The sequence below is a fragment of the Arthrobacter sp. 01T419 genome, from assembly GCF_056398865.1.
This window is the reverse complement of the sequence record NZ_JBFTQF010000016.1, coordinates 46597-72111: the sequence shown is the minus strand read 5'-3', so window position 1 is coordinate 72111 and position 25515 is coordinate 46597. Positions and strand designations below refer to the sequence as shown.

Annotated in this window: 25 protein-coding genes; 9 read left to right on the top strand and 16 right to left on the bottom strand. The window is 63.2% G+C overall.

What is annotated here, in order from left to right:
* The first annotated feature begins 66 nt into the window (after positions 1-66).
* The gene (locus AC1DLO_RS19285) at positions 67-1386 is read left to right on the top strand and encodes a M20/M25/M40 family metallo-hydrolase (protein ID WP_476891323.1); all 1320 of its coding nucleotides are present in this window, start codon (positions 67-69) and stop codon (positions 1384-1386) included.
* Positions 1387-1426: 40 nt separating this feature from the next.
* On the top strand, positions 1427-2638 hold the full coding sequence (locus tag AC1DLO_RS19280; RefSeq protein WP_476891322.1) for an aminotransferase-like domain-containing protein: 1212 nt from the start codon (positions 1427-1429) through the stop codon (positions 2636-2638).
* Between the two features lie 156 nt (positions 2639-2794).
* On the opposite strand, the gene AC1DLO_RS19275 is transcribed toward AC1DLO_RS19280, so the two are convergent.
* The 5 genes from AC1DLO_RS19275 to AC1DLO_RS19255 all read right to left on the bottom strand — a co-directional run bounded on the left by AC1DLO_RS19275 (position 2795) and on the right by AC1DLO_RS19255 (position 8021).
* Positions 2795-4468, bottom strand: coding sequence for an amidohydrolase (locus AC1DLO_RS19275; protein ID WP_184741908.1), 1674 nt, complete (start codon positions 4466-4468; stop codon positions 2795-2797).
* Positions 4469-4511: 43 nt separating this feature from the next.
* Positions 4512-5510, bottom strand: a complete 999-nt coding sequence (locus tag AC1DLO_RS19270) for a C-terminal binding protein (protein ID WP_476891321.1) — start codon at positions 5508-5510, stop codon at positions 4512-4514.
* Positions 5500-6306, bottom strand: coding sequence for an amino acid ABC transporter ATP-binding protein (locus AC1DLO_RS19265; protein ID WP_476891320.1), 807 nt, complete (start codon positions 6304-6306; stop codon positions 5500-5502). Before AC1DLO_RS19265 ends, AC1DLO_RS19270 begins: the two co-directional genes overlap by 11 nt.
* Positions 6303-7037, bottom strand: coding sequence for an amino acid ABC transporter permease (locus tag AC1DLO_RS19260; protein WP_184741911.1), 735 nt, complete (start codon positions 7035-7037; stop codon positions 6303-6305). The genes AC1DLO_RS19265 and AC1DLO_RS19260 overlap by 4 nt, the downstream gene beginning before the upstream one ends.
* A gap of 63 nt (positions 7038-7100) precedes the next feature.
* Positions 7101-8021 carry a transporter substrate-binding domain-containing protein gene (locus AC1DLO_RS19255; protein WP_184741912.1) on the bottom strand — a complete coding sequence of 307 codons (921 nt, stop codon included), beginning with the start codon at positions 8019-8021 and terminating at the stop codon, positions 7101-7103.
* A gap of 224 nt (positions 8022-8245) precedes the next feature.
* Here AC1DLO_RS19255 and AC1DLO_RS19250 point away from each other — a divergent pair, with 224 nt between their 5' ends.
* Positions 8246-9172: an Lrp/AsnC family transcriptional regulator gene (locus AC1DLO_RS19250; RefSeq protein ID WP_476891333.1), complete on the top strand. Its 927-nt coding sequence runs from the start codon at positions 8246-8248 to the stop codon at positions 9170-9172.
* A gap of 201 nt (positions 9173-9373) precedes the next feature.
* On the opposite strand, the gene AC1DLO_RS19245 is transcribed toward AC1DLO_RS19250, so the two are convergent.
* Entirely contained in the window at positions 9374-10468 is a 1095-nt protein-coding gene (locus AC1DLO_RS19245; RefSeq protein ID WP_476891319.1) for a pyridoxal-phosphate-dependent aminotransferase family protein, read from the bottom strand.
* 371 nt (positions 10469-10839) lie between these two features.
* Between AC1DLO_RS19245 and uraD the strand changes: the two genes are divergently transcribed.
* Positions 10840-11370: a 2-oxo-4-hydroxy-4-carboxy-5-ureidoimidazoline decarboxylase gene (gene uraD, locus AC1DLO_RS19240; RefSeq protein ID WP_476891318.1), complete on the top strand. Its 531-nt coding sequence runs from the start codon at positions 10840-10842 to the stop codon at positions 11368-11370.
* Positions 11367-11708, top strand: a complete 342-nt coding sequence (gene uraH, locus AC1DLO_RS19235) for a hydroxyisourate hydrolase (RefSeq protein WP_476891317.1) — start codon at positions 11367-11369, stop codon at positions 11706-11708. The genes uraD and uraH overlap by 4 nt, the downstream gene beginning before the upstream one ends.
* Before the next feature lie 64 nt (positions 11709-11772).
* Here uraH and AC1DLO_RS19230 read toward each other — a convergent pair whose 3' ends face one another.
* The 6 genes from AC1DLO_RS19230 to AC1DLO_RS19205 form a co-directional block, all read right to left on the bottom strand.
* Complete coding sequence (locus AC1DLO_RS19230) at positions 11773-12555, bottom strand: 3-oxoacyl-ACP reductase (protein WP_265979871.1); 783 nt, start codon at positions 12553-12555, stop codon at positions 11773-11775.
* Between the two features lie 43 nt (positions 12556-12598).
* Complete coding sequence (locus tag AC1DLO_RS19225) at positions 12599-13963, bottom strand: aldehyde dehydrogenase family protein (RefSeq protein WP_476891316.1); 1365 nt, start codon at positions 13961-13963, stop codon at positions 12599-12601.
* Positions 13960-14766, bottom strand: coding sequence for a gamma-glutamyl-gamma-aminobutyrate hydrolase family protein (locus AC1DLO_RS19220; RefSeq protein ID WP_476891315.1), 807 nt, complete (start codon positions 14764-14766; stop codon positions 13960-13962). Before AC1DLO_RS19220 ends, AC1DLO_RS19225 begins: the two co-directional genes overlap by 4 nt.
* Positions 14767-14771: 5 nt before the next feature.
* The gene (locus AC1DLO_RS19215) at positions 14772-16172 is read right to left on the bottom strand and encodes a glutamine synthetase family protein (protein ID WP_476891314.1); all 1401 of its coding nucleotides are present in this window, start codon (positions 16170-16172) and stop codon (positions 14772-14774) included.
* The gene (locus AC1DLO_RS19210) at positions 16169-16837 is read right to left on the bottom strand and encodes a FadR/GntR family transcriptional regulator (RefSeq protein ID WP_476891332.1); all 669 of its coding nucleotides are present in this window, start codon (positions 16835-16837) and stop codon (positions 16169-16171) included. The genes AC1DLO_RS19215 and AC1DLO_RS19210 overlap by 4 nt, the downstream gene beginning before the upstream one ends.
* Before the next feature lie 125 nt (positions 16838-16962).
* Positions 16963-18507 (bottom strand): amino acid permease, encoded by a 1545-nt coding sequence (locus AC1DLO_RS19205; protein WP_476891313.1) that lies wholly within the window; start codon positions 18505-18507, stop codon positions 16963-16965.
* Positions 18508-18640: 133 nt separating this feature from the next.
* Here AC1DLO_RS19205 and AC1DLO_RS19200 point away from each other — a divergent pair, with 133 nt between their 5' ends.
* The 3 genes from AC1DLO_RS19200 to purM all read left to right on the top strand — a co-directional run bounded on the left by AC1DLO_RS19200 (position 18641) and on the right by purM (position 21818).
* Positions 18641-19012, top strand: a complete 372-nt coding sequence (locus AC1DLO_RS19200) for a hypothetical protein (protein ID WP_476891312.1) — start codon at positions 18641-18643, stop codon at positions 19010-19012.
* Positions 19013-19074: 62 nt separating this feature from the next.
* Complete coding sequence (gene purF / locus AC1DLO_RS19195; protein WP_476891311.1) at positions 19075-20661, top strand: amidophosphoribosyltransferase; 1587 nt, start codon at positions 19075-19077, stop codon at positions 20659-20661.
* A complete protein-coding gene (purM, locus tag AC1DLO_RS19190; protein ID WP_476891310.1) occupies positions 20658-21818 on the top strand; it encodes a phosphoribosylformylglycinamidine cyclo-ligase in 1161 nt (386 codons plus the stop codon). Before purF ends, purM begins: the two co-directional genes overlap by 4 nt.
* Positions 21819-21890: 72 nt before the next feature.
* On the opposite strand, the gene AC1DLO_RS19185 is transcribed toward purM, so the two are convergent.
* The 4 genes from AC1DLO_RS19185 to AC1DLO_RS19170 all read right to left on the bottom strand — a co-directional run bounded on the left by AC1DLO_RS19185 (position 21891) and on the right by AC1DLO_RS19170 (position 24566).
* Positions 21891-22676, bottom strand: coding sequence for a VOC family protein (locus tag AC1DLO_RS19185; RefSeq protein WP_476891309.1), 786 nt, complete (start codon positions 22674-22676; stop codon positions 21891-21893).
* Between the two features lie 109 nt (positions 22677-22785).
* Positions 22786-23766, bottom strand: a complete 981-nt coding sequence (locus AC1DLO_RS19180) for a TIGR03086 family metal-binding protein (protein ID WP_476891308.1) — start codon at positions 23764-23766, stop codon at positions 22786-22788.
* Positions 23763-24092 (bottom strand): ArsR/SmtB family transcription factor, encoded by a 330-nt coding sequence (locus AC1DLO_RS19175; RefSeq protein ID WP_476891307.1) that lies wholly within the window; start codon positions 24090-24092, stop codon positions 23763-23765. Before AC1DLO_RS19175 ends, AC1DLO_RS19180 begins: the two co-directional genes overlap by 4 nt.
* A 240-nt stretch (positions 24093-24332) precedes the next feature.
* Entirely contained in the window at positions 24333-24566 is a 234-nt protein-coding gene (locus tag AC1DLO_RS19170; protein WP_028265518.1) for a DUF3073 domain-containing protein, read from the bottom strand.
* Positions 24567-24808: 242 nt separating this feature from the next.
* On the opposite strand from AC1DLO_RS19170, the gene AC1DLO_RS19165 reads away from it, so the two are divergent.
* Positions 24809-25504: a septum formation family protein gene (locus tag AC1DLO_RS19165; RefSeq protein ID WP_476891306.1), complete on the top strand. Its 696-nt coding sequence runs from the start codon at positions 24809-24811 to the stop codon at positions 25502-25504.
* The last annotated feature ends 11 nt before the right edge of the window (positions 25505-25515 follow it).

Below are 25515 nucleotides of genomic sequence, written 5' to 3'. Positions count from 1 at the left end.
CGCGCTGGAAGGGTGCGCGATTTGCGCGCCGGAACGCGCGGATTGAGCGCAACGAAAGGACCATCTGTGGGGGAACATCACGACGCCATGGCCGCCGAGGCCGTGGAGTTTTGCAGCGCACTCATCCATATCGACTCCACCAACACCGGCGATCCCGCCACGACCGGCGACGGCGAATCGCGCTGCGCCGAATACATTCAGTCCTTGCTCGCGGAGTTCGGTCTCGAAGGCGAATTGCTCGAAAAAGCTGCCGGCCGCGGCAACCTGGTGGTCCGGATGAAAGGTAGCGACCCGGATGCTCCGGCCCTCTTGGTGCACGGCCATACGGACGTCGTCCCGGCCAACCGTGCGGACTGGACCATGGATCCGTTCTCAGGCGAGGTCAACGACGGTTTCGTGTGGGGTCGCGGTGCGGTGGACATGAAGGACATGCTTGCCATGACCGTTGCCGCCGTCCGCCAATTACGCCGCGAAAATTTCGTGCCCCAGCGGGACATCGTTTTCGCTTTCGTTGCCGATGAGGAAATAGCCGGCGAGTTCGGCGCCCAGTTCCTGGTGGACGAACACCCTGATCTGTTCCATGGCGTCACTGAAGCGATCGGCGAAATCGGCGGCTTTTCCCTCCAGGTTCGCGACGACCTGAGGCTCTACCTGCTGGGAGTCGCGGAAAAAGGGGTCGCGTGGGCAACCCTGACCGTCCGCGGAACCACAGGCCACGGTTCCATCGTCCCCAACGGAAGCAACGCCGTCGCACGCCTTTCCTCCGCCCTTGCCCGCATCTCGGAACACAAATGGCCGGTGGTCCGGAGTGCCTCGCTCTCCGCGCTGGTGGAGCAGTTGGGTGGGGCCCTCGGCCGCCCGCTCGATATCGAAAGGCTCGACGACGAACTCGCTTCCCTCGGTTTGCTCGCCGCTATGCCCCTCCCGGGCTTGCGTACCAGCACGGTTCCGACGCAGTTCTATGCCGGATATAAGACCAACGTGGTTCCCGGAACTGCCACCGCCACTGTCGACTGCCGCATCGCCCCGGGCACCGATGACGAATTCAAGAAACAATTCATGGATCTCTTGGGACCCGGCATCGAGGTGAGCTGGGAAGACGGCCGTTCGCTCGAAGCACCAGCCCGCGGCGCACTCTTGGAGACCATGCAGACGGCGATCACCGCCGTCGATCCCGCAGGGAAGGCCCTCCCGTTCGTCATGTCCGGAGCCACGGACGCCAAAGCCTTCTCGCAACTCGGCATCAATTGCTACGGCTTCTCGCCTTTGCGGCTTCCCGAAGGCTTTGACTTCGCGGGAATGTTCCACGGCATCGACGAACGCGTCCCCGTTGCGGCCATCCACGCGGGCACTCGCATCCTGCACCGATTCCTCAGCGCACAGTAACCATCCTCAAGCGACTAAACCAAACCACCGAAGGACCACCATGACCACCACAGCAGAGCTTTCCCATACCGGCCGGATGGCCAAGCGTGCGGCCGGCTTCCAGCCCTCCCCCGTCCGCGCCGTCTTCGATGTATCCATGCAGCCAGGCATGATCTCCCTTGCCGGCGGCAACCCCTACTTGCCCGTACTGCCGATGGAGCGCATCGCCGCGATGGCCAGCGACGTCGTCATGCGCCGGGGGCTGGAGGCCCTGCAGTACGGCTCCGGCGCGGGAACTGAGGAACTGCAGGCCCTGATCTGCCAGGTCATGGAGCTTGAGGGCATCAAGGCAGCCCCGGAAAATGTACAGATCACCGCAGGCTCGCAAATGGCCTTGGAACTGGTGACCAAGCTCTTCTGCGATCCGGGAGACGTGGTGATCGCCGAAGGCCCAACTTACGTGGGCGCGCTCGGCGTGTTCGAAGGCTTCCAGGCCGAGGTGGCCCACGTCGCCATGGACAACGACGGCGTCGATCCGGACCGCCTCCAAGACGTCATTTCCGGGCTCAAAGCCGCCGGCAAGACCATCAAGTTCTTCTACACGATCCCCAACTTCAACAATCCCTCCGGCATTAGCCTTTCGCTGGAGCGGCGGCAACGGGTTGTGGACATTTGCCGAGCCGAAGGCGTGCTGATCGTCGAGGACAACCCCTACGGCCTGTTGAGCTTCGACGGGACGCTCAAGCCCGCCATGCACTCACTCGACCCGGAAAACGTGTTCTACTTGGGCTCGTTCTCCAAGATCTTCGCCCCCGGCCTGCGCGTTGGCTGGGTGGTGGCACCTCAGGACGTGCGTGGTCGTCTCCAGATCGCCTCCGAAGCCACCACTATCTGCCCCTCGGTCTTGAGCCAGCTGGTGGTGGAGCAGTACATCAGCAGTTTCGATTGGCGGGACCAGATTGCCGCTTACAGTGCCGTGTACGCCTCGCGCTGCAAGGCCACCCTGGACGCCTTGGCCACCTACATGCCCGAGGGAACCCAATGGACCACGCCCACGGGTGGCTTCTTCACCTGGGTCACTTTGCCCGAGGGCATTGACACCGAGCACGTGCTCGCCGCGGCGATCGAGGCAGGAGTCGTGTTTGTCCCAGGCAGTGCGTTCTACGCCGACGGCGATGGCAGCAACCAGCTCCGCATTGCCTTCTCGTATGCCCCGGAAGATCAGCTCACCGAGGGAATCAGGCGCCTCGCGGAGGCCATCCGTCGGGCCTAGGTCTTCCGCAGGCACAGCAAAACCCCGACGGCGGCACTCACCTGGAGTGCCGCCGTCGGGGTTCCCCAACCTCCCCAACACGCCGGAAGGCTACGGGATCGCCGGAAGGCTCCGGCGAACCGGCAGCTTTCCGGCGATCTGGTGCAGGGCGCCCCGTCAGAGCGCGTACGCCCGCACGCCGTTGACCCAGGTCTCCACAACCTCGATGCTGCTGATGTCACCTTCGGGCGCCTCCAACGGGTCAGCGGCGAGGATCACGAAGTCGGCCAGCTTGTCCGGCTCCAGGGAACCGAGGTCCTTCTCGCGCCCCATGGCCCGTGCACCGTTGATGGTGTGGGCGCGGAGGGCTTCAACGACGTCGATCTTGAGATCATCCGAGCCCAACTGGACCCCGGAGCGGGTCTTCCGGGTCACGGAGGTCTGGATGGCTTCCAACGGCCGCGGATCGGCCACGGGAGCGTCGGAGCTCATGGTCACCGGCACTGCTGCGGCCACAAACTCGCCGAGCGGGTTGAAGCGCTCGCCCGGGGACCCGATGGCATCCGTGACACCGGGACCCCAGTTGTAATAGTGCTGCGGCTGGTTGACGGGCATGATGCCCAGCTCGGCCATCTTGTCGATCTGTTCCAGTGTGGGCAGCCCGCAGTGCTCGATCCTGTGCCGGTGGTCGGCTCGTGGCGAAGCAGCCACAGCCTCGCTGACGGCGTCCAGTACCAATTGGATGGCCGTGGGCGACTGCGCGTGGGTTGCCGTCTGCAGCCCGGCGCTGTGCGCTTTGGCAACCAACGCCCGGTACTCGGCCGGCTCGTGATATAGCGAACCGGTGCGGCAGGGATCGTCGCGGTAGCCCTCCGGGAAGTACGCCGTCCAGCCGCCCAGGGTGCCGTCCGCATAGAGCTTGATGCCGGCGAAGGAAAGGAGGGAATCGCCGAATTTGTCCACGAGACCCAGTTCCAACACCTCGTCCAACAGGCTCGACAGGAAGTAGGCGTTGATGCGAGTCACCAATTCGCCCCGCTCCACGAGGTCCAGGTAGGCGCCGAACTCGCGCTTGGTCACCTGGGCGTCGCCGATCGTTGTGACGCCGTGGCTGAGGAACTCGCGCTGGGCATGCAGCAACTGAGCTCGGTGGTGTTCCTTGCTGTCCCCGAGGTGGAAGTTGGGTCCGTGATGCCCCAGCTTGACGCCTTCGTCTCCCGTGAGGATGTCGCAAGCGGCATCGGAGAGTTCACCGGTCAGTTCGCCACGGGCGTCCCTGAAGAAGGTTCCGCCTGGCGGATTGGGGGTGTTGCTGTCCACGCCTGCCTTCGCGAGCGCGTACGAGTTCACCACTCCGCCGTGCCCGCTCGCGTTCATGACGTACACCTCGCGCGTGGTGGAGACGGTGTCGAACTCCTGCCGGGTGGGGTGGCGTTGCTCGGCAAGGTTGCGGTGCTCGTAGCCGTAGCCCCGGATCGGGGTGTCCCCGGGATTGTCAGCCGCCGCCTTCGCCAGCAGTTCCAGCATGGTGGGGATGTCCGGCGCCGCTTCCGGCCCACAGTCCACCCAGGACAGCAACTGTCCGTACATCAGCGGGTGCGCGTGCGGGTCGATGAAGCCGGGCACCAACGTGCGGCCCCGGAGGTCGACGACGTCGGGCACGGCCGTCGTGAGCTTAAGCGCCGCATCGCGGCACTCGTGGGGCGTCCCGACGGCGGCAACGCGGTTGCCGATGACCAGCATCGCCTCCGCGACGGAGTTCAGGGAGTCGACGGTCCGGATGCGGCCGCCGTAGAACAGTGTTGCGGCGGGGGCTATGGGGGAAGTTTCATGGGATGCCAGGAATGACATGGGAAAGACCTTTGCGTGTTGAAGTTTGCGGTGCAGCCGGTGCTCAGCGGGCGGGTTCCAGCTCGAACAACGGAGTGTCCGGTGCACCCGTGCGGGCTTGCGAGATGACGTTCTGCGCCTGGATCCTGACGTATTCGGCCAGCGTGTGATCCGAAAGGAAGCCGACATGCGGCGTCACCAGGATCCGAGCGTGGCCCATGAGCGGGTGGTCGGCAGGTGCGGGTTCGACGTCGAGCACGTCCAGCGCCGCTCCACGAATGTGGCCGGAGTCGACGGCCGCGCGGAGGGCATCGTTGTCGATCAGCTGACCGCGGCTGACGTTCACCAGATAGCTCCCCGGCCGCATCGCCGCGAGGCTCTCAGCGTTGATGACGTGGTGCGTTTCCTCCGAGAGCGGCATGTGCAAAGACACGACGGCGGACTCGGCGAGGACGTCTTCCAGGCCAGTCCGGCGGATGCCCGCTTTCGCCAACATTTCCCTCGTGGCTGGGGTGTCCGGGAGGTAGGGGTCATAGCCGATGACCTCTCCGAAGACGCTGGAGGCGAGCTCCCCGAGGCGGCTGCCGATCCGCCCGAGCCCAATAAGCCCCAGCCGCTCCTGGCTGAGCCGGAACACGGTGCTTTCCGGGCGGGTGTTCCAATCCCCTTCGGCCACGCGTCCCTGGAAGAACGGGATTTCTCGCGTGACCGCCAGGGCAAGCGCAAGCGCGTGCGAAGCAACCTCCTCGGTGGCGACCCCGGGAAGGTTGCTGACCCAAATGCCGCGCTCCTTGGCGGCATCAAGGTCGACGTTGTCGAAACCCATCGAGACAAGGGCAATGATTTTCAAGCCCGGGATGGCGTCCATGACCTCCGCAGTCACCGTGGCGTAGCCGACCAGCAGGGCTTCTGCTTCCTTCGCTTGCTCCGCGATGACCGCGGGGTCCTGGGTGCCGAGATACCGGACCTCGTAACCGTTGTTTTCGAGCAGGGCGGCGCCGGCCGAGTAATCGAGGTCTTCCATGTCCGTATAGACGGCGAGCGGGCGGTGCTTAGTGGACATGGCTCAAGAACTTCCTGGTGCGTTGGTGCTGGGGGTTGTCGAAGAACTCGTCCGGAGTAGCCTGCTCCACGATCACCCCACTGTCGAACAGGGTAACTTCATCAGCTACCCGCCGCGCGAAACGGACCTCGTGGGTGACCACGATCATGGTCATGCCGTCGTTGGCCAGGCTTTCCATGACGTCCAGGACTTCGCCCACCAGTTCGGGGTCCAGAGCGGAGGTTGGCTCGTCGAAGAGGAGGACGTCGGGGTTCATCACCAAAGCACGGGCGATGGCTACACGTTGCTGCTGGCCACCGGAAAGCTCCGAGGGGAAATGTCCTGCCCGGTGCGAAAGCCCCACGCGTTGGAGCATCGCCATCGCCTGTTCCTCGGCTTCCTTGTGATGGACGCCCTTGACGGAAGTTAGCCCGAGCATCACGTTGCGGCAAGCTGTCAAATGCGGGAACAAGTTGAACTTCTGGAAGACCATGCCAATATTGCGGCGCTCTTTGGCGAGCTCGCGTTCCGGCAGGGCCACGGCCCCTCTTGCTTTCTCGCGTACGCCGATGCGTCGCCCGCGGAGGCGGATCTCGCCGTCGTCGGCTGGCTCAAGTAGCGCCATCAGGCGCAACATCGTGGACTTGCCGGAACCGGAAGGACCCAGCACCGCCTTGACTTGTCCCTGGTGGATATCGAATTCGACCCCACGCAGGACGTGCTGGTCCTGGTAGCTCTTGTGGAGACTCCGCACGCTCAGTACGGGATCGTTGGTGGACCAGGTTTCCTGTTTGAGTTCCGGGCCGCTGTGGGTCATGACTGCACTCCTTGGCCGACTGGTTCCAGGACGGAAGGCTTCTTGGATTTGGACCGTGAGGTCCAGACGAATTTCCTCTCCACATAGCTCTGGAGAAGCGTCAGAAGGCTGACGATGATGAGGTAGTAGACGATCGCCGCGGCGTAGTACTCGGCATAGCGGAACGTGATGTTCACGCCCACCTGCGCCGTGGTGAGCAATTCCTGCAAGGAAATGACCGAGGCCAGCGAGGAGAACTTCACCAAGCCGATGAACTCGTTGCCAGTGGGAGGCAGTGCCGTGCGGATGGCCTGCGGCAGGACAACTTTGAGCATGACCTTGACCGGAGACATTCCAAGAGCGCGGCCGGCCAGTGCCTGGCCTTCGTCGATGCTGAGCAGTGCCGAACGGATGATCTCTGCCATGAAGGCGGCTTCCACGATGCCCAGGCCGATGAACGCGGCAATGAACGGGGAGAACCAATCCTGGCGCAGGACGGGGAAAAGCTGCGGCAAGGCGTTCCAGATGATGAGCAAGACAAGCAGCGCGGGGATGGCCCGGAAGAACCAGGTATAGATTCCTGCGACGCCTTGGGCTATCCGGCTGCGGGACGTGCGTCCCAGGGCAACGGCAAAGCCGATGGCCGTGGCCAGGACAAGTGAAAGCACCGCGACGGCGACGGAGAGGAAAGCCCCGGACACGTAGCTAGGGTTCACGAGTTGTTGGACGAAGATGTTGACATCGAACTCCATCACCAACTCCTTTCGCGTTAGGGGGCGGGGGCCGCAGCATGGTTGCGGCCCCCGCGGGGGCGGCTAGGGGACGTCGACGATCGTGGGATCGAGCTTGTTGTCCTTGGCGATCTTGGCCAGGGTGCCGTCCTGGTGGAGTTCCTTCAGCCCCTGCGCGATGGCGGGAGACAGCGGATCGTTCTTGCGGGTGAACACGCCGAACGTGGTGTCCGCGGGGAAGACTCCCGGGGCCACTGTGAGCTTGCCGTCGTTCTGGGCTGCCATGTAAGCGGCTGCCACATTGGTCTCGATCAGGGCCTCGGACTTGCCGTTGAGGACCGCAAGCACGGTTTCAGCAGTCTTGGGGTATTCGGTGAGCTTGGGCTCGTCCTTGCCGGCCTTCTTGCACTCATCCTTGAGCGCGGTGATGCGCGCGGCGTTGGCGGAGGCACTCTGCGCTGCGACGGAGTGGCCGCACAAGTCCAGCGCCGTCTTGTAATTCCCGGCGCTGCTTGGTGCCGAGAGGATTGCGGGTCCGGCGTTCATGACGGCTGAGGCGTCGGCGACGTCCAGCCGGGCCTTGCTCATGTACAGGCCGCCGAAAATTGCGTCGCAGCGGCGGGTTTGGAGTCCCGGCATGAGGCCATCGAAGGTGGTCACTTCGAACTTGGCATCCACGCCCCAGTGCTTGGCCAGCGCGCGGGCGGCATCGGCGTCGAACCCCACGATGTCACCGCTTGAGCCGTTGGCGTAGTACTCGAGCGGCGCGTATTCGGGGTCGATACACAGGGTGAGCTTGCCGCTCGAGGCGAGTCCCTTCGGCGCGGTGGCCGATGCTGGGCCCGTGGAACTGGGGGAAGCTGCCGCGGAGCAGCCGCTCAACAACAGGGCCAACGCCGCGGCCGCCAAGGCGGGTTTCGTGATCTTGAGCATGTGCAGATCTCCAATGACTGTTGGGGTCGCGTGGAAACGCGAGTCGGAGTACGCCGATGTGGCGCTGATCACGATGCTAGCGAATATCCTGCGTTAATCAAGCGAATCCGTTGTTTAATACTGCTGTGACACAGTTTTTGTACGGTGATGATGACTTATTGATCCAAAACACTCGCCCATCGCTTGACTCGTGAAAGTATTGATTACGACGGCGGCGCTCGGGCCGCCGGGGCGCCGCACCCCCGGTTCAGCGTCCGTTGCCGCGGCCCAGAGACAAGGCGGTTATTGTGAAGACCATGCAAGATCTGGACGACAGGCTGATCCGCCTGCTGCAGGCCGATGGCCGCGCCTCGTTCAGCGAGCTGTCCAAGCAACTGGGCGTGACGCGCTCTGCGGTGACGGCCAAGGTCAATGAGCTCACGTCATCCGGAGAGCTGCGGATTGTCGCGGCAGTCCATCCGCGCTTGCTGGGCCTGACCGCCGTCGCACACATCTCCATCCAGCTCAACGGATCCGCACGCGCGGCCTTGGACACGTTGAGCCAGCTGGACGGTGCCGTCTTCGCTTCCCTCACCACGGGCCGGTATGGCATCATCGCCGAGCTCCGCTTGCCGACAGTGGAAAGGCTCTACGAAGACGTGGAGGCCATCCGCCTCTGCGAGGGCGTGGCTGCCGTGGACGTACTGATGTACAAGGAAGTTGTCCGCAGCCTCTTCCTCGGCAAAGAGCCGCCGGATCCCCAACTGGAGTTGGATCAGACTGACCTTCTCATCATGAGTGAACTGCAGGTAGACGGTCGACTCGGCTTCGAAGCCCTCGGTGAACGGATCGGACTCTCCGCCAGCGCCGCCAGGATCCGGGTCCTTCGCCTGCTCGAAGCCCGCGTCATGCAGATCGGCCCCATCCGGAGCCGCTCCGGCTCTTCCCGATCCATGGCCTTTGGCTTCGGGATCTCGACGGCGGCCGGAACCGAGGAAGCAATCGACTTCTTCGCGGCGACGCCGGGCGTGGAATTCATCGCCAGTTGCCTTGGCCGGCATGACCTCGTGGCTACCGTGGGCGTCAGTTCCCTGGACGAAATGTACGAAGTCCTGGACAAGGCGCGGGCCATGGAATCCGTAGCAAGCGTGGAGTGCTGGCTGCACCTGAAAATCGTCCAGGAACGATACGCCAAGCCCCTCGACAAGATGCTCGCCATGAAGGCCCAGGCGAACGGACACTAGCCCCTCCCGGGCCGACGCTCGCTCACATATATGGTCTTCCGGGCCGACGCTCGCTCACATATCGGGCCAAAACAAAGAACCGTCCTGCAGATGATCTGCAGGACGGTTCGGCACTTTCTGGTCATACGTGAGCGAGCGTTTAGGAATTGGCCGTCATACGTGAGCGAGCGTTCAGGGTTTGCCCCCATCGGTAAGCGAGGATCAGGCTTTCGCGATCGCTTCTTCGAGCGCGCCAAGGACGAGCTTTACCGAGGCCCTATTCGCGTTCGGGCCCATCATGCCGATCCGCCAAACCGTCGACGTAAACGCACCCGCCCCGGATCCGATCTCCATACTGAAGTTCTCCAGTAGGTAAGCGCGAACCGCAGCCGAATTCACGCCGTCGGGCACTTTGACCGTGGTGAGGCTTGGCAATCGCGAACCCTCGGCGGCAAACAGCTCCAATCCCATCGCTTCAAGGCCATCTCGCAACTCGGCCCCGGCGGCGCGGTGCCGCGACTGAACAGCGGCGAGCCCCTCGGCGAGGATGCGGTCCAGTCCGGCTTCGAGCCCGGCGATCATGGTCACTGGCGCCGTGTGGTGATACGTCCGCCTGCCACTCGCCGCGCCAACATACCCACCCAGAAGGCCGATATCCAGATACCAGGAGCGTGGCTCTTTGATGCGCCGCTCGAAAGCGCGCTCGGACACCGTGAAGGGGGACAATCCAGGGGGCACTCCCAGGCACTTCTGCGTCCCGGCGTAGCCGACGTCGATCCCCCACTCGTCAGCCAACAGTTCCAGTCCACCGATGGACGTCACCGCGTCCACGATCAGGAGGGCGTCGCCTTTGCCGGCGCCAAGGGGCCCGACGTCGGACAGGACACCTGTGGAGGTTTCGGCATGGACGGCGGCAATCACCTTGGGATGCGGGTGGGCGTCCAGGACCCGCTCCGCATCCACGGGTTGGCCCCACTCGTGATCGACGCGCACCACTGTGGCCCCGCAGCGCCGCGCAACCTCGCACATGCGCTCCCCGAAAAGGCCGTTGACGGCGATCACCGCGACGTCGCCGTCGGACACTGTATTAACAAAGGCAGCTTCCATGCCGCCTGAACCCGTGGCGCTCAGCGGCAAGGTGCGAGCGTTCCGAGTCCCCCACACCGTCCGAAGCCCAGCGCATGTCCGGTCCAGGCGCTCAATGAACACGGGATCCAGATGCCCGATCACCGGATAGGCCAACGCGGCAGTCACTTCCGGATAGCAATTGCTGGGACCCGGTCCGAAGAGATACCGGGAAGTCAGGACCTCTGGCATGGCGGAACTCCTTTGGCTCGTTGCTGACATTGTCCACCAGACTGCAAAGGTGAGCGAGCGTTTCGGGAAACAGCACCAAAGGTGAGCGAGCGTTTCGGGAAACAGCACCAAAGGTGAGCGAGCGTTTCGGGAAACAGCACCAAAGGTGAGCGAGCGTTTGAGGGGGACGGAGGACCGGGGTGCGGTATTCTCTTGACACCACGACGGACTTTGGATTCACTATTACGTATGCTGAAATAACAGTTCCATGATGCGGAAGGTCTGGAACGCGGAGACGCGCACCAACGAAACAAGCCCATCCGGCAGGAATCGCCGGAGTTCCGCATAGCCAACACCATGGATGCCAGCACTCGCACGAGGAATGAACAAGCATGCAGCTTGAAGTATTCAACAGCGTGGACCGTGCGGACGCCATCGACGTCCTCCGTCCATGCCTCGACATCCAGCGCTGGGTGGAGCAAATCGCCGACGCGCGCCCCTTCAGCAGCCTGGACTCCCTGCTCGGCTTCGCCCGGGAAACCGCCAAGCCGTTCACGTCAGACGAAGTGGCAGCGGCGATGGCCCACCACCCGCGGATCGGCGAACGGCCCAAGGCCCAGACCACCGAAGCGGCGATGTCCCGCTCCGAGCAGGCCGGCGTCGACCCCAGCGACGACGGCGTCGTCACCGCTTTGGCCGAGGGCAACCGTGAGTATGAGGCCAAGTTCGGCCGCGTCTTCCTGATCCGCGCCGCGGGCCGGACAGCCGAGGAAATCCTGGCGTCCCTCCAGGAACGGCTCACCCACACCGCGGAAGAAGAGGACATCATTGTGGCTGGCCAACTGCGCGAAATCGCGTTGCTGCGAATTGCCGGCGTGATCAGCGAAACCAGCGTTAGCAACGAAGGAGTGTCCAACAAATGAGCGTTTCCCAGATAACCACCCACATCCTGGACACCGGATCCGGACGCCCGGCGGCGGGCGTCGCCGTCGTTCTCTCAGTGCGCGACGGCGACAACTGGCGGCACGTTGCTAGCGGCACCACCGATGCGGATGGCCGGATCAAGGACCTGGGTCCTGAAAAAGTCGACGGCGGCAGCTACCGTTTGAACTTTGCAACGGGTCCGTATTACAAGGCGCAAGGCGTCGACACCTTTTTCCCCGAGGTGGACTTGAACTTCACGGTGTCAGACGACGGCGAGCACTACCACGTGCCGCTCCTGCTCAGCCCCTTCGCGTTCTCGACGTATCGAGGAAGCTAGTCCTTCCGTCCATTGCCCCGACGGCCAGGAACCGGCGGGGCAATCGACGGAAATGAAAGGGAAGCTAGTCGATCGGGGTGACGTAGGCTCCCGAGATACCGCCGTCAACCATGAAGGTCGAGGCGGTGATGAACGAGGCGTCGTCGCTCGCCAGGAAAGCGACCGCAGCGGCCAGCTCCTCGGGTTCGGCGAAACGGCCCAAGGGCACGTGGACCAAACGGCGCGCGGCCCGCTCCGGATCGGAGGCGAAGAGTTCCTTCAGCAACGGGGTGTTGACCGGGCCGGGGCACAGCGCGTTGATCCGCACACCCTTGCGCGCGAACTCAACACCCAGCTCACGGGTCATCGCCAGCACGCCGCCCTTGGAAGCGCTATATGAAATCTGTGACGTGGCCGCACCCATCACAGCCACAAATGACGCGGTGTTGATGATGGAGCCCTTGCCTTGCTCCAGCATGTACGGGAGCGCGTACTTGCAGCAGTAATAGACGCTGGTCAGGTTGACCTCCTGGACCCGGCGCCAGGCGTCGATTCCGGTATCGAGGATGGATGCATCGTCCGGCGGCGAAATACCCGCGTTGTTGAACGCGATATCCACGCTGCCATAGTGGCTCTTGGCTGCGGCAAAGAGGTCGATGACTTCCTGCTCGTCCGTGACATTGACCTTCACGAAGATGCCATCGACGGCAGCTGCGGCTGCCTCTCCAGCTGCCGGATCGATATCGGCGATGACCACGTTGGCGCCTTCCGAGGCGAACCGCTTTGCGGTGGCCAAACCGATCCCGCTGCCACCGCCGGTGATGACTGCTGTGCGGTCCTTAAGTCGGTTTGAAATGAATTCGGTCATGGTGATCTCTCCTTGAATGATGGGGCTTCCAAAGTTTGGTGGGTCAGTGCGCGATGAAAACGTTCTTGACTTCGCTGAAGGAATCGAGCGCGTCAGGTCCCAGCTCACGGCCTAGGCCCGATTGCTTAAAGCCGCCGAACGGCGTCGAATACCGCACCGACGAGTGGGAGTTGACCGAGAGGTTTCCGGCATCCACCCCGCGGGCCACGCGCAAGGCCCGGCCAATGTCTTGGGTCCAGATGGACCCGGAGAGGCCGTATTCGGTGTCGTTGGCAATCCGTACCGCGTCCGCCTCGTCGTCGAAGGGCACGACGACGACGACGGGTCCGAAGATCTCCTCACGCACCGCCGGATCGTCAAAGGAGTCGGGAGCCAGAACGGTGGGCGGGAACCAGAAACCGGGCCCTTCGGGCACGTCGCCCTGGAAGGCTATAGGGGCTCCCGAAGGCACGAAGCCTGCGACGGTGTCCCTTTGCCGGGCGGAAATCAACGGCCCCATGACGGTACTTTCATCAGCCGGGTCGCCAACTTTGACAGCCCGAACAGCAGGCTCCAAGAGTTCCAAGAAAGCATCGTAGGCCGATTTTTCCACCAAGATCCGGGATCTGGCACAGCAGTCCTGGCCGGCGTTGTCGAACGCACCGCCGGGAGCTGCGGCGGCCGCGGCCTGAAGGTCGGCGTCGGCGAACACGATGTTCGCGCTCTTGCCACCCAATTCAAGCGTCACTCGCTTCACTTGCTCGGCACAGCCGGCCATGATCTGCTTGCCGACCCCGGTAGACCCGGTAAAGACAACCTTTCGCACTGCGGGGTGTGTCACGAACCGCGCCCCCACCACGGAACCCTTTCCCGGGATGATGGTCAGCACGCCGTCGGGCAGGCCGGCCTCGCGCGCCAGCTCACCCAGCCTGATCGCCGTTAGTGGCGTAAGTTCCGCGGGTTTGAGTACCACCGTGTTGCCTGCCGCGAGCGCCGGAGCGAAGCCCCACGCCGCGATCGGCATGGGAAAGTTCCAAGGCACAATAATGCCCACGACGCCCAGCGGTTCGTGGAACGTCACATCGAGGCCGCCGGCAACGGGGATCTGCCGCCCAAAATGCCGCTCGGGAGCCGCCGAGTAATAGCTGATAACGTCGCGCGCATTGCCCGCTTCCCAGCGGGCGTTGCCGACAGTATGTCCCGCATTGCGGACTTCCAGTTGCGCGAGGTTCTCCAGATCGGCGTCGACGGCGGCCGCGAACCGGCGCAAGAGCAGTGCCCGGTCCGACGGCGACACTCTCCTCCACGACTCAAAGGCGGCCGCCGCGCGGGCAATGAGGGCGTCAGTCTCCGCAAGGGAAGCCAGTTCAACAGTTTGAAGGAATTCCTCGGTGGCCGGATTGATGATGTCAAAAGTTGTGGCACTCACGCCCAGCTCTTTTCTGTTGGGTTGAACTGCGTGGATGAGTCGAGGCGGCTAGTGAAGGGTTCGCCGTCCCGGTAGCTCTTGGCGGATTCGATGAATCCTTCGAAGAGGCGCAGATCGGAGGGGTTCTGTTCCGGGTGAAATTGAACTCCAAGCGCCCAGCTTCCCTGAACGGACTCAACAGCCTCAATCGTGCCGTCTGCTGCGTAGGCCGTGACGCAAAGCCCCTCAGCCACCCGGTCCAGGATTTGGTGGTGATAGACAGGCGCCGATGCCCGTTCGCCCAGTAGCTCCGCGATGATGCTCCCCGGCCGAGTACCGAAGTCAACTTCGCCATGGACCCCAGGTGCGGGTTGATAGTTCGCCTCGGGCAGCACATCCGGCACATGCTGGATGAGGTTTCCGCCCAAGGCTACGTTGAGGATTTGCGCACCGCGGCAGATCGCGAAAAGCGGAATTCCCTTCTCCAACGCGGCAAGCGTCAGGGCGATATCGTGCTCGTCCCGCTCTGGTTGGCTGCGAGTGCTTGGGTGGGGTTCGGCGTCGTAGTTTCCAGGATCGACGTCGGCCCCTCCCACAACAATGAGGCCATCCACCAGGTCAAGTACGGAAGTATCAGTGCCGATAGGCGGCAGGAGGAGGGGCGTTCCTCCGGCCGCCACGACGGCCTCCAAATATGTCGCCGGCAGCACCGCCGCTGGCGCGTCCCAAACTCCCCATTTCGCACCTTGGAGGTAGGTGGTCAGGGCAATCCGAGGCCGCCGGACTGATTCCGGAGCCGGGGCGGGCGTCTGATTCTCAGTCATTGCTCCTAAAGCCTTTCAAAACCGCGGCGGAGCTCCCAGTCCGTGATGGCGGACTCAAAAGCTGCCAGCTCGACGTCGGCGTAGTTCACGTAGTGACGCACCACTTCCTCGCCGAAGACCTCCTTGGCGATCACGGAGTTGGCGAACAAATCGCGGGCCTCCCGCATGGTAGTCGGCACAGTGGGAGCGCCCGAAGTGTAAGCGCTGCCAATTGTTGCCGGTTCGAGTTCGAGCTCATTTTCGATTCCGTAGAGACCGCCAGCAAGCATGGCGGACAGTGCCAAATACGGGTTGACGTCCCCGCCCGGCAGCCGGTTTTCCAACCGCGCGCTTTGGCCATGGCCGACCAGGCGCACCGAACAGGTGCGGTTATCGAGGCCCCAGGCCACCGCCGTCGGAGCGAACGAGCCTTTGACGAACCGCTTGTAGGAGTTGATGTTGGGAGCGTAGAAGAGCGTGAATTCCCGCATCGTGGCCAGCACGCCCGCAATGAAGTGATCGTAGGTCTTGGTCCGGGCGCCGGTGGCCTTGTCCCAGAAAACCAGCTCGTCGTCCAGCCCACGAAGGGACAGATGGATGTGGCAGGAATTGCCCTCGCGCTCGTTCGGCTTGGCCATGAAGGTAATGGACTGGCCCATGTCATGGGCGATGTCCTTGGCCGCGGTCTTGTAGACCGAGTGGTTGTCCGCAGTGGTCACGACTTCGTCGTACTTGAACGCGATCTCGTGCTGGCCGAAGTTGCATTCGCCCTTGGCGGATTCCACGGTCATGCCGGCCGCGTACATCTCATTCCGAATCCGGCGAAGCAACGGCTCCACCCGGCCGGATCCCAAGAGCGAGTAGTCCACGTTGTATTGGTTGGCAGGAGTGAGGTGCTTGTAATCCAGGTCCCACGCCTGCTCGTAGGAGTCGTTATAGACCACAAACTCAAGCTCTGTTCCGGCGAGCGCCTTCCAGCCGTGTTCCGCGGCTTTCTCAGTCTGGCGCTTGAGCATGGCGCGCGGCGAGACGGAGACCGGAGTGCCGTCGGTCATGGACAAATCGCATTGGATCAGCGCACTTCCCTCGCGATAGGGAAGGAGCCGGATAGTGTCCAAATCCATGTCGAAGACCATGTCGCCATAGCCTTTCTCCCACGACGAAATGTCGTAGCCATCCACGGTGTTCATTTCGGTATCAACGGCGAGGAGGTAGTTGCAGCCTTCGGTTCCGTCGTCCAGGACGGAATCCAGGAAGAACTGCGCGTGAAGGAGCTTGCCCTGCAGCCTCCCTTGCATGTCGGTGAAGCCGAGAATCACGGTGTCTATGAGGCCTTCGGCAATCTGCGCTTTGAGTTGCTCAACGGTGAGCATACGGTCATTGCGGGGGTGAACAGTGTTCGAAATGTCGTTCATGGTGCTGCTCATTTCAGTAGTCCCTTGAGTAGTGCGGCAGTGGACTCGCAATGCAATTCCATGACGCTTCGGGCCGCTGCAGGCTCGCCGTCGAGGATGGCCTGCACGATCAATCGATGTTCTTGGTTTGAATGTTCGATGTTTCTTTGCAGAAAGGGGATTTCCGCCAGGAATTCGTGGATCTTTGTCTGGATGGTGGTGCTGGCCTTGTTGAGTTCGGACGATCCCGCAACGGCGGAAAAAGCCAGGTGAAGGCGGGCATCTGCTTGCCTGTATTCCACCGGTGAACCCGCATTTTCAACCTCGGCCAGCGAGTCGATGAGAAGCCGGCGCTGGTCCTCGCTCAGCCGCATCGAGGCCGCGCGCTGGCAGGCTCCCGGTTCGATCACCGAACGGAAGATGAGGATGTCGCTGATCTCTTCCTGCCGGTCCTTGTTGTCAAGGCGCTCCGGCGGGCGAGCGTTGCCGACCGGTTCGACGATCGTACCGCCGCCCCTTCCTCGAACGGTCGTGACGAAACCGGCTGCGCGCAATGCGCTGATCGCTTCCCGCAGCGTCGCTCGGGAGACCTGCATGCGCTCGGCCAAGTCGCGTTCCGGCGGTAGGCGCTCGCCGGTTTTGAAGATGCCCAACTGAATGGCGGACCCCAAGTGCTCCACACACGATTCGAAGGCCATGTGTCCGCGCGCGGGAAGCAAGACCGTCTCCAGGAGGGGGGACTCAATCGGTTCGGCGAACAACACGGTGGCCTTCCTTGTTGGGAGGGCCGCCGGCGGAGAAACGACGGCGGCCCGCGGGTGTGCTAGTTGAGCAGCTTATCGGCGTCGATCGTCAGGTGTTCCTGCTCGGCGCTTGTCATGAACGTCCGGCGCCCCGTGGTGTACCAGAGCACGGTGGCAAGGAGGAAGACCACCGCAACGGCGATTGGTGCGTAATTGAAGGTGTCGATGGTGATATCTGCGACCGGCGGAAGAACGAAGAGGATCACGATGATGGCCACCCACACGATCGCTATCCAGTTGATGACGGGGCTCCACTTGCCCAGATGCCACGGGCCAGGGGTGAAATTCTTGTTGAGCCTGCGGAGCAACACCGGGGTGATGTACGCGATGTAGAGGCCAATGACGGCGACGCTCGTCACGGCAAAATAGGCGGTGGTGTTGAACAGGGCAGGTGAAGCCAGCACAATCGCACAGCCGACGCAGAGCCAAATCGAATTCGTGGGGGTGCCGCTGCGGGCGTTGACTTTGGCCCAGATGCGGGATCCCGGCAGGGCGTTGTCCCGGGAGAATGCGTAGGTCATGCGCGAGTTGGCCGTCACTGATGCCATACCGCAGAAGAACTGTGCGCCCACCACGATGGCGAGCAGGAACTTCGCTACGCCGGGGTTGCCCAGCGCATCGAGGAAAATCTGCGCCGGCGGCAAGCCTGTTGACGTTGCAGCGAGGGCGGTAAGGCCGTCCTCGGACCCGTCGGGGATTGCGGCGACGAGCGAGTAGAGCAGAATCCAACCGCCGATGATGGAGACCACGACGCTCATGACAATTCCCTTGGGGGCTGCGATGGCGGCGTTTTTAGTCTCCTCGGCAACGTGGGCCGAAGCATCGTAGCCGGTGTAGGTGTACTGCGACATGAGCAGGCCCATGAGGAAGACATACGGCCCGAAGGTGAAGCCGGTTTCGTTGTGCCACGCCGTCATTGTCCAGTCGAAGGACTGGTGGCTCGTGGGCATGATCCACAGTGCCGCCACAATAATTGCCACACCAACAATGTGCCACCAAGCAGAGACATTGGACAGGAAACTGACAATCTTGACGCCGAAGCTGTTGAGCAGGGCGTGGATGATCATGAGGACGACGAACAGGACGAATGTTCCGCCGGCGGTGGGCTCGACGCCGAATGTCAGTGCCGCGAAAGCCATCATTGTTGTGGCGCAACCGAAGTCGATTGCGGCCGTGACGGCCACCTCGCCGAGGAAGTTGAACCAGCCCACGTACCAGGCCCAGGCCCGCTTGTTCCGTTTGGCGAGCCTGCCGGCCCAGAAGTAAAGTCCACCGGCCGTGGGGTATCGCGAACAGACCTCGGCCATGGAAAGTGCCACGCAGAGGACCAGGACGCCAACCAGTGGCCAACCCAGGTTGATGGCGGCCGGGCCACCGGATTTGAGCGCGATGCTGAAGGAGGTGATGCAGCCAGCGAGAATCGAAATGATGGAAAACGAGACTGCGAAGTTGGAGAAGCCGGACATGCCGCGATGTAGCTCTTGCTTGTAACCAAGCTCGGCGAGGGCCGCAGCATCTGCGTCTTGCACAGCCTGCACCTTCGCTGCCGTAGAACGATCACTCATGATTATTCTCTTTCTAAACGGAGGGGGAACGGGCCGACACCGCTCGCATCGATAGTGACCCACTTCACATCAATATGTCAATGGTCTGACTTCAGACCACAAGCCAAAGTCGGAGGACGGTAGGCTGGAAGGCATGATTTCTGAGGACTCGAACACCGCCAGCGGCACGCCAGAGAACGGCGCGGCGCAGAATGGCTCCGCCCACGAAGGCGGGCCCGAACGCCGCGGGATCACGGTCCGCCGCGCTCCCAAGTTCGTCCCGTTCCTGGCGCTTGGCGGGGTTGTTGGCATCATCGTTGCCGCGTTCGTGGCCTACGGGATCCCTGGCGACGCGAGTTTCGACACCGGGGCGGTCTTCGGGTTCTTCCTCGTGGCCTTCGCCGCGGGTGGCGTGCTGCTGGGTTCCATCGCCGCGCTTGTCCTGGATAAGGTCAGCGTGCGGCGCTCCCGGCGCGCCGTCGTCGAGTCCGTGCCGGACTCAAACGAGGACGACACCGCAGCATAGGATCCCGGTCACAAAGACGCGCGAGGGAAAATACCACGCCAACATCATGCGACAATTGACCAGTGGCACGTGGCGACGGAAAACTTTCTCATGATCTTCTCCCCGACGAAAAAGGACCTCAGGACGCTTGTGGCGTCTTCGGGGTCTGGGCGCCGGGCGAAGAAGTAGCAAAACTCACCTATTACGGGCTGTATGCGCTGCAGCACCGCGGACAAGAATCGGCTGGTATTGCTACCAGTGACGGCAAGCGCATCAATGTCTACAAGGACATGGGCCTCGTGTCCCAGGTCTTCGACGAGACAACGCTGAACACCCTCACCGGGCACCTCGCCGTCGGCCACTGCCGATACTCCACCACCGGAGCGAGCCACTGGGCCAACGCACAGCCCACCCTCGGTGCGACGGCCACCGGAACTGTTGCCCTTGCGCACAACGGCAACCTGACGAACACCGCTGAACTCAGGGAAATGATCCTCGAGCTCAACGGCGGCCAGCTAACCGGCGAAATGAAGCAGGGCAACACCTCGGACACCGCCCTGGTCACCGCCCTCCTCGAAGGCGAAGAAGGCAAGACCCTCGAACAGACCGCCCTCGAGCTGCTGCCCAAGATCCGCGGCGGCTTCTGCTTCGTCTTCATGGACGAAGGCACCCTCTACGCAGCGCGGGACACCTACGGCATCCGCCCCCTGTGCCTTGGCCGCCTTGAGCGCGGCTGGGTTGTCGCCTCGGAGCAGTCCGCCCTGGCCACGGTCGGCGCGAGCTTCATCCGCGAGATCGAGCCCGGCGAGTTCATCGCCATTGACGAGAACGGCGTCCGTTCCCAGCGCTTCGCGGAGGCGACGCCGGCCGGCTGCGTTTTCGAGTACGTCTACCTCGCGCGCCCCGACGCTTCGATTGCCGGGCGCTCCGTGTACGAGTCCCGCGTGGAGATGGGCCGCCAGTTGGCCCGCGAAAACACCCAGGTAGCGGACATCGTCATCCCCGTCCCCGAGTCCGGCACCCCTGCCGCAGTCGGATACGCCGAGGAATCCGGCATCCCGTTCGCGCATGGCTTCGTCAAGAACTCCTACGTGGGCCGTACGTTCATCCAGCCCTCGCAGACCCTGCGCCAGCTCGGCATCCGGCTCAAGCTCAACGCGCTCGAATCCGTGATCCGCGGCAAGCGCGTGGTGGTTGTGGATGACTCGATCGTCCGCGGCAACACCCAGCGTGCCATCGTCCGGATGCTCCGCGAGGCTGGCGCCGCAGCCGTCCACATCAAGATTTCCTCCCCGCCCGTACAGTGGCCCTGCTTCTACGGCATCGACTTCGCCTCTCGCGCTGAACTGATCGCCAATGGTGCCACCATCGAGGAAATCTCCCACGCCATTGGCGCAGATTCGCTGGCGTACATTTCCGAAGACGGCATGATCGGCGCCACCCAGCAGCCCCGCGAACGCCTCTGTACTGCCTGCTTCACGGGCCGGTACCCCATCGAACTCCCGGGTTCGGACAAACTGGGCAAGAACCTCCTGGAGCGCACCGACCTCGGCGGGCTGCCGGCGTCGGACGACCCCGCCAACAAGCCCGGTGCCACGGGCTGCGATCCCGGACCCGACGCCGAGTTTGAGAACCTGCTGACTGACGCCGATAAGAAAGAGTCTGTATGACCTCCGCATCCCCCGCCGCTGAGAACACAACCGGTATCACCTACGCGTCCGCGGGCGTCGACGTCGAAGCGGGCGACCGCGCCGTCGAACTCATGAAGGACGCCGTCAAGGCGACCCACAACAGCTCGGTGCTCGGCGGCGTCGGCGGTTTCGCCGGCCTGTACGACGTCTCCAGGCTGCTCACATACAAGAGGCCGCTGCTGGCCACGTCCACGGACGGCGTGGGTACTAAAGTTGCCATCGCCCAGGCCATGGACATCCACGACACCATCGGCTTCGACCTCGTCGGCATGGTAGTGGACGACATCGTGGTGGTCGGCGCAGAGCCGCTCTTCATGACCGACTACATCGCGTGCGGCAAGGTTGTCCCCGAGCGCATCGCGGACATCGTCCGCGGCATCGCGGCCGCTTGCTCCGTGGCAGGCACCGCCCTGGTGGGTGGCGAAACCGCTGAGCACCCGGGCCTGCTGGGTGAGCACGAGTACGACGTCGCCGGTGCAGCTACCGGTGTTGTCGAAGCCGACGCTTTGCTCGGCCCGGACCGCGTCCGCGCTGGCGACGTCGTGATCGGCATGGCGTCTTCCGGCCTGCACTCCAACGGCTACTCCTTGGTCCGCCGCGTCATCAACCACGCTGGCTGGGCCTTGGACCGCCAGGTTTCCGAACTCGGCCGCACCCTGGGCGAAGAGCTCCTGGAACCGACCCGGGTCTACGCCGCCGACTGCTTGGACCTCGCCCGCGCCTTCCCGGTTTCCGGCCTCGGCGCCGCAGCCGGCGCAGTGCACGGCTTCAGCCACGTCACCGGCGGCGGCTTGGCAGCCAACCTGGCCCGCGTCCTGCCGCAGGGCCTCGTGGCCACGGTTGACCGCGCCACCTGGGAATTGCCGGCCATCTTCAAGCTGGTATCTGAGCTCGGCAACGTGCCGCTGGCCGATCTCGAGCGCACGCTCAACTTGGGCGTCGGCATGGTGGCCATCGTGTCGCCGGAGATCGCGGACGCCGCCGTTGCCCGCCTCAACGAGCGCGGACTGCCGTCGTGGGTGATGGGTACTGTTGCCGCGGATTCCGCGTCCGTGGACAAGAGCGGCCCAGACTACGTCCAGGGTGCCAAGGGCGTCGACGGCGGCGCCGTACGCCTGGTCAACGCTTACGCCTAAAGGTTCTTAGCGCAAACGAGTGCCCACCCCACTGCCGATCCGGCGGTGGGGTGGGCACTGGTTGTTTATGGCCTATCTGCTTTCGCCGGCCATTACGCTGAAGGCTGCTCCGGCGGGATCGCCGAGAACTGCCATGCGCCCGACGCCGGGCACATCGAAGGCAGGCGCGAAGACCTGGGCTCCGAGTTCCACCGCCTTCGCCACGGATTCGTTGACGTCGGCCACATTGAAGTACGTCATCCAGAACGGCGGCATGCCCTCCATGGGCTGCTTCATGGCTCCGGCCACGGACTTCCCATCGACTACGAGTTGCGTGTACTCCTGCAGGTCGCCGGCCGCAGCCGTCTCGCTGGCGCATCCCGTCACGGCCTCATAGAACGCTACGGCCTTGGCGACGTCGTTCGTCTGCAGTTCGCTCCAGACCACCGTGCCCGGCTCGTTGACCAACCCGGCGCCGTGGTGGTTGCCCGCTTCCCAGAAGCCAACCTGTGCCCCGGTGGGATCGGCGGCGAAGAACATGCGGCCGCTCCCGTTGGGGACGCTGTCCGGCGGGAACAGGATGTTGCCGCCCGCCACCGCCGCGCGCTCAGCGGCCTCGTCAACCGAATCGACAGCAAGGTAGTTGGCCCAGAAGGACGGCACACCGGCCGCAGCCATGTCCGGCATCTGCTGCATCATGCCCGCGACGTAGCGGTCCTGCAGCTTGGCCATGTAGTAGGTGCCGCCGTTGCCGGCATCCATTGCATCCAGTTCCCAGCCGAACAGATCAGTGTAAAAGGCCTTGGAAGCCTCAATGTCCGACGACGACAGGTCCACCCAACACGGAGTTCCCTGCTTGTAGCTATCAACCTGCGGCATTGCTATCCCTTCGTTGAGTAGCCGGCGTACGCCGGCGGATACCACGTTCAAAGTAGTACGGGGGTCCGACACTGACAACAGTCGGCGAGCGCGGGCCCCTCGGAACCCGCTATGCGTGAACTGCGCGGCCAGTGAAAGCAACCAAGCGCTCCAGGCTGGATGCCGTCTCGGCGACTTCCTGGGCCGGGGCGAAGCTGCCGCTCGCACGGACCTGATCGCTGATGGTGTTCTGGGCGAGGACCTCCACGTAGTCGGTGAGCTCGTCCGCAACCGACAGCTCGCGGCCAAGGGCCTTGGAGAAGTCCCAAGCGTGGACCAGGAATTCAAGGTTGAGGATGGAGGCGACCATCGGGGCCGGCAGTTCAGCGAAGCCCATGTCGATGGTGCCTTCGAGGCCACGGCGGTAGAAAGCTTCCAGCGTGGGCTGGGCGAGGTCGGCGATGCGCACCTCAGGCGACTTTCCGGCGTCGTCCGCTACGTCGGCTCCCAGCGCGTTCGCGATGCCGGAAATCGAGCCGGCGAGGTGGTCAAGCAACTGGGACACGTTGAAGTCGGCGCACGGCGTATGAGTCTGCGCGTCGGCTTCCGTGACGTTCGCCAGAACGCGCTGCACGATGGCAAGCGTGGCGTCCGCGGAAGTGAGTTCGTTGAGATCGGCAGGGGCAGCCGCCCATTCGTCGGCACCGGCATCGCCCGTGGAGACCTCGGCGAGGAGACGGTCGAGGTAGTGGTTCCAGCCCTCGGCGTGGGCGGCGACGGCTTCCGGCGTCGGAAGGCCTTCGTGCACCAAGCGCACGGTGGTCCCGCCGTCGGCAGGCTCAAGGGTGATGGCCACCGTGGAGACGTTGTCCGCAGGGGCTTCCGGCTGCTCCCAGCCCCACGTGAAGACGACGCGCTTCCCCGGTTCGATTTCGGTGAACGTTCCGGCTGCGTGATGGCCCGGGGTGATGGTCCACCGGTACTCGCCGCCCACCTTCAGGTCGACGCGGGCGGCGACCGTCTGCCAGCGGCGGAGCCTTTCGGGCTGGGTGATGAGTTCGAACGCCTGGTCGACGTTGAGGGGAAGAAGAACGGTCTTGTCGTAAATCATGATGATTCCTCGGTTGTGGGAAGGCGGTCGGTGGTGAAGTCTTGTGCGTCAGCAAGGAGCATGTCCAGCTCTGTGGTCCAGAACTGCTCAAAAAGCTTCCGGAGTTCCCTCATGCCAGCGTTGTCCAAGCGGTAGAAACGGTTGCGTCCCTCTTTGCGGGCCGCAACAAGTCCAACCTGCTCCAGCAACAGCAAGTGCTGCGAGACGGCGGATCTGCTCACCGTGAATTCGGCAGCCAGCTCCGTCACGGTGCGCTCACCCGCCGCAAGCATGTGCAACAGACGCCGCCTATTCGGCTCCGCGGCAACTTCCAGTGGGTCGAGCATGATTAATACGTTAGCGTCCACTAACGCATTCTGTCAATAACTTCCGAGAGCGCACTATCAACGACTACAGCACGGCGGACACCGCTACGAAAAGGGAACGAAAAAAAGCCCGTGGAGCACACCAATCATGGCGCGCCCCACGGGCTCTGTGTTTTGCGTGGCATCCGGGGATGCCAAATGACCTCGTGTACGACGGCGGTACGCAACTCGATGCCGAAAGGCACCTGATTGTTGCGACAGCTATCCGATACGGCGGGTGTCTACCTCGTCGTCATCGTCTTCCAAGTCCTGTGCGTACTTGTCCTCATAAGCCGAGTAGTCCGGCTCCGGCGGATCATCCGCGAATCGGCTCGTCGCACGACTTGATGGACCCGTTAGCTCGCGCTGAAGGGCCGAATAGTCAGTGTTCGGGGAGTAGTACTTAATGTCCCGAGCCTGCTTGGTAGCTTTTGCCTTTTGACGGCCGCGCCCCATGGCGTGACCCCCTTTTGTACTTGGACCGGAGGTGGTCACCTTGGCGATCGGTGAGGCCCCGGAATGTTTGGTCAATTTGTCGTATGTCTAGATTACATGCTTTCTGGAGCAACTGCTTGCCACCACCTTCGCGAAAGCAGCGTCACAGTCCCACCTGGCAGCATCAACATTCATTGGCATGAAAAACTTGGGTAGAGTCGCCCTAATATCGGGCCACACGCATGAGAGGCACACATTCAGACATGGGCCAGGACAACACCTTCCCGGGCAACAACGGTACAGGCGACGATGAGTCGCCGGTAGACCCCGGCGCAGGGAACGAGGATCCGGGGACTTCGGGCGTTGATCCGGAGAATCCGGAGCCTGGCGAAACCGAACCGGAGGACACCGATACCAACGGAAAAGAGTCCCCGCTGCGGACCGCCCTTGACGCCATGACGCGGCAACGGATCATCATCGGCGGGATCGTGCTGGCTGTGCTGATCCTCATCGGCATAGTGATCTGGATCCTCGTTGGAGCCCTGGCCAACCGTCCGGTGGCCGACGCCAGCCCCGAACCTGCCACGTCCACCACCCGTGGGACCCTTCCGGCGGACGTGGCGGCCAAGGACTACCAGTTGGGCGATTGCTTCGCCGACTTCGACTCCAACGCAAGCCATGCGCGGGTTGTGGAATGCAACACTGATCATTCCGCCCAGTTGGGCGCCATTTTCCGCTACAAGGCCGGGGACTCTTTTCCCGGCACCACCGCGTTGCGGGACAAGGGCCGCGAAATCTGCCGCACGATGCTGCTCAACGAAGCATCCAGCAAGTATGTGCTGCTCCAACAAAACGTGTACCCGAGCTCCACCAGCTGGGATAAAGGCGACCGCCGAGTGGACTGCTTCATCGTGGTGGACTCGGGCAATACGCTCAAGGAATCCGTACTTCAGAAGTAGCCCGGCCATCC

Excerpts from the sequence above, each read along its gene's own strand:
- AC1DLO_RS19270 (WP_476891321.1), bottom strand. The coding sequence starts at position 5,510 with ATGTCCACTAAGCACCGCCCGCTCGCCGTCTATACGGACATGGAAGAC.
- AC1DLO_RS19280 (WP_476891322.1), top strand. The coding sequence starts at position 1,427 with ATGACCACCACAGCAGAGCTTTCCCATACCGGCCGGATGGCCAAGCGT.
- AC1DLO_RS19170 (WP_028265518.1), bottom strand. The coding sequence starts at position 24,566 with ATGGGGCGCGGCCGTCAAAAGGCAAAAGCTACCAAGCAGGCTCGGGAC.
- AC1DLO_RS19175 (WP_476891307.1), bottom strand. The coding sequence starts at position 24,092 with ATGCTCGACCCACTGGAAGTTGCCGCGGAGCCGAATAGGCGGCGTCTG.
- AC1DLO_RS19185 (WP_476891309.1), bottom strand. The coding sequence starts at position 22,676 with ATGCCGCAGGTTGATAGCTACAAGCAGGGAACTCCGTGTTGGGTGGAC.
- AC1DLO_RS19210 (WP_476891332.1), bottom strand. The coding sequence starts at position 16,837 with ATGGCCTTCGAATCGTGTGTGGAGCACTTGGGGTCCGCCATTCAGTTG.
- AC1DLO_RS19265 (WP_476891320.1), bottom strand. The coding sequence starts at position 6,306 with ATGACCCACAGCGGCCCGGAACTCAAACAGGAAACCTGGTCCACCAAC.
- AC1DLO_RS19200 (WP_476891312.1), top strand. The coding sequence starts at position 18,641 with ATGATTTCTGAGGACTCGAACACCGCCAGCGGCACGCCAGAGAACGGC.
- AC1DLO_RS19220 (WP_476891315.1), bottom strand. The coding sequence starts at position 14,766 with ATGACTGAGAATCAGACGCCCGCCCCGGCTCCGGAATCAGTCCGGCGG.
- AC1DLO_RS19275 (WP_184741908.1), bottom strand. The coding sequence starts at position 4,468 with ATGTCATTCCTGGCATCCCATGAAACTTCCCCCATAGCCCCCGCCGCA.
- uraH (WP_476891317.1), top strand. The coding sequence starts at position 11,367 with ATGAGCGTTTCCCAGATAACCACCCACATCCTGGACACCGGATCCGGA.
- AC1DLO_RS19250 (WP_476891333.1), top strand. The coding sequence starts at position 8,246 with ATGCAAGATCTGGACGACAGGCTGATCCGCCTGCTGCAGGCCGATGGC.
- uraD (WP_476891318.1), top strand. The coding sequence starts at position 10,840 with ATGCAGCTTGAAGTATTCAACAGCGTGGACCGTGCGGACGCCATCGAC.
- AC1DLO_RS19260 (WP_184741911.1), bottom strand. The coding sequence starts at position 7,037 with ATGGAGTTCGATGTCAACATCTTCGTCCAACAACTCGTGAACCCTAGC.
- AC1DLO_RS19230 (WP_265979871.1), bottom strand. The coding sequence starts at position 12,555 with ATGACCGAATTCATTTCAAACCGACTTAAGGACCGCACAGCAGTCATC.
- AC1DLO_RS19165 (WP_476891306.1), top strand. The coding sequence starts at position 24,809 with ATGGGCCAGGACAACACCTTCCCGGGCAACAACGGTACAGGCGACGAT.
- AC1DLO_RS19205 (WP_476891313.1), bottom strand. The coding sequence starts at position 18,507 with ATGAGTGATCGTTCTACGGCAGCGAAGGTGCAGGCTGTGCAAGACGCA.
- purM (WP_476891310.1), top strand. The coding sequence starts at position 20,658 with ATGACCTCCGCATCCCCCGCCGCTGAGAACACAACCGGTATCACCTAC.
- AC1DLO_RS19215 (WP_476891314.1), bottom strand. The coding sequence starts at position 16,172 with ATGAGCAGCACCATGAACGACATTTCGAACACTGTTCACCCCCGCAAT.
- AC1DLO_RS19180 (WP_476891308.1), bottom strand. The coding sequence starts at position 23,766 with ATGATTTACGACAAGACCGTTCTTCTTCCCCTCAACGTCGACCAGGCG.
- AC1DLO_RS19245 (WP_476891319.1), bottom strand. The coding sequence starts at position 10,468 with ATGCCAGAGGTCCTGACTTCCCGGTATCTCTTCGGACCGGGTCCCAGC.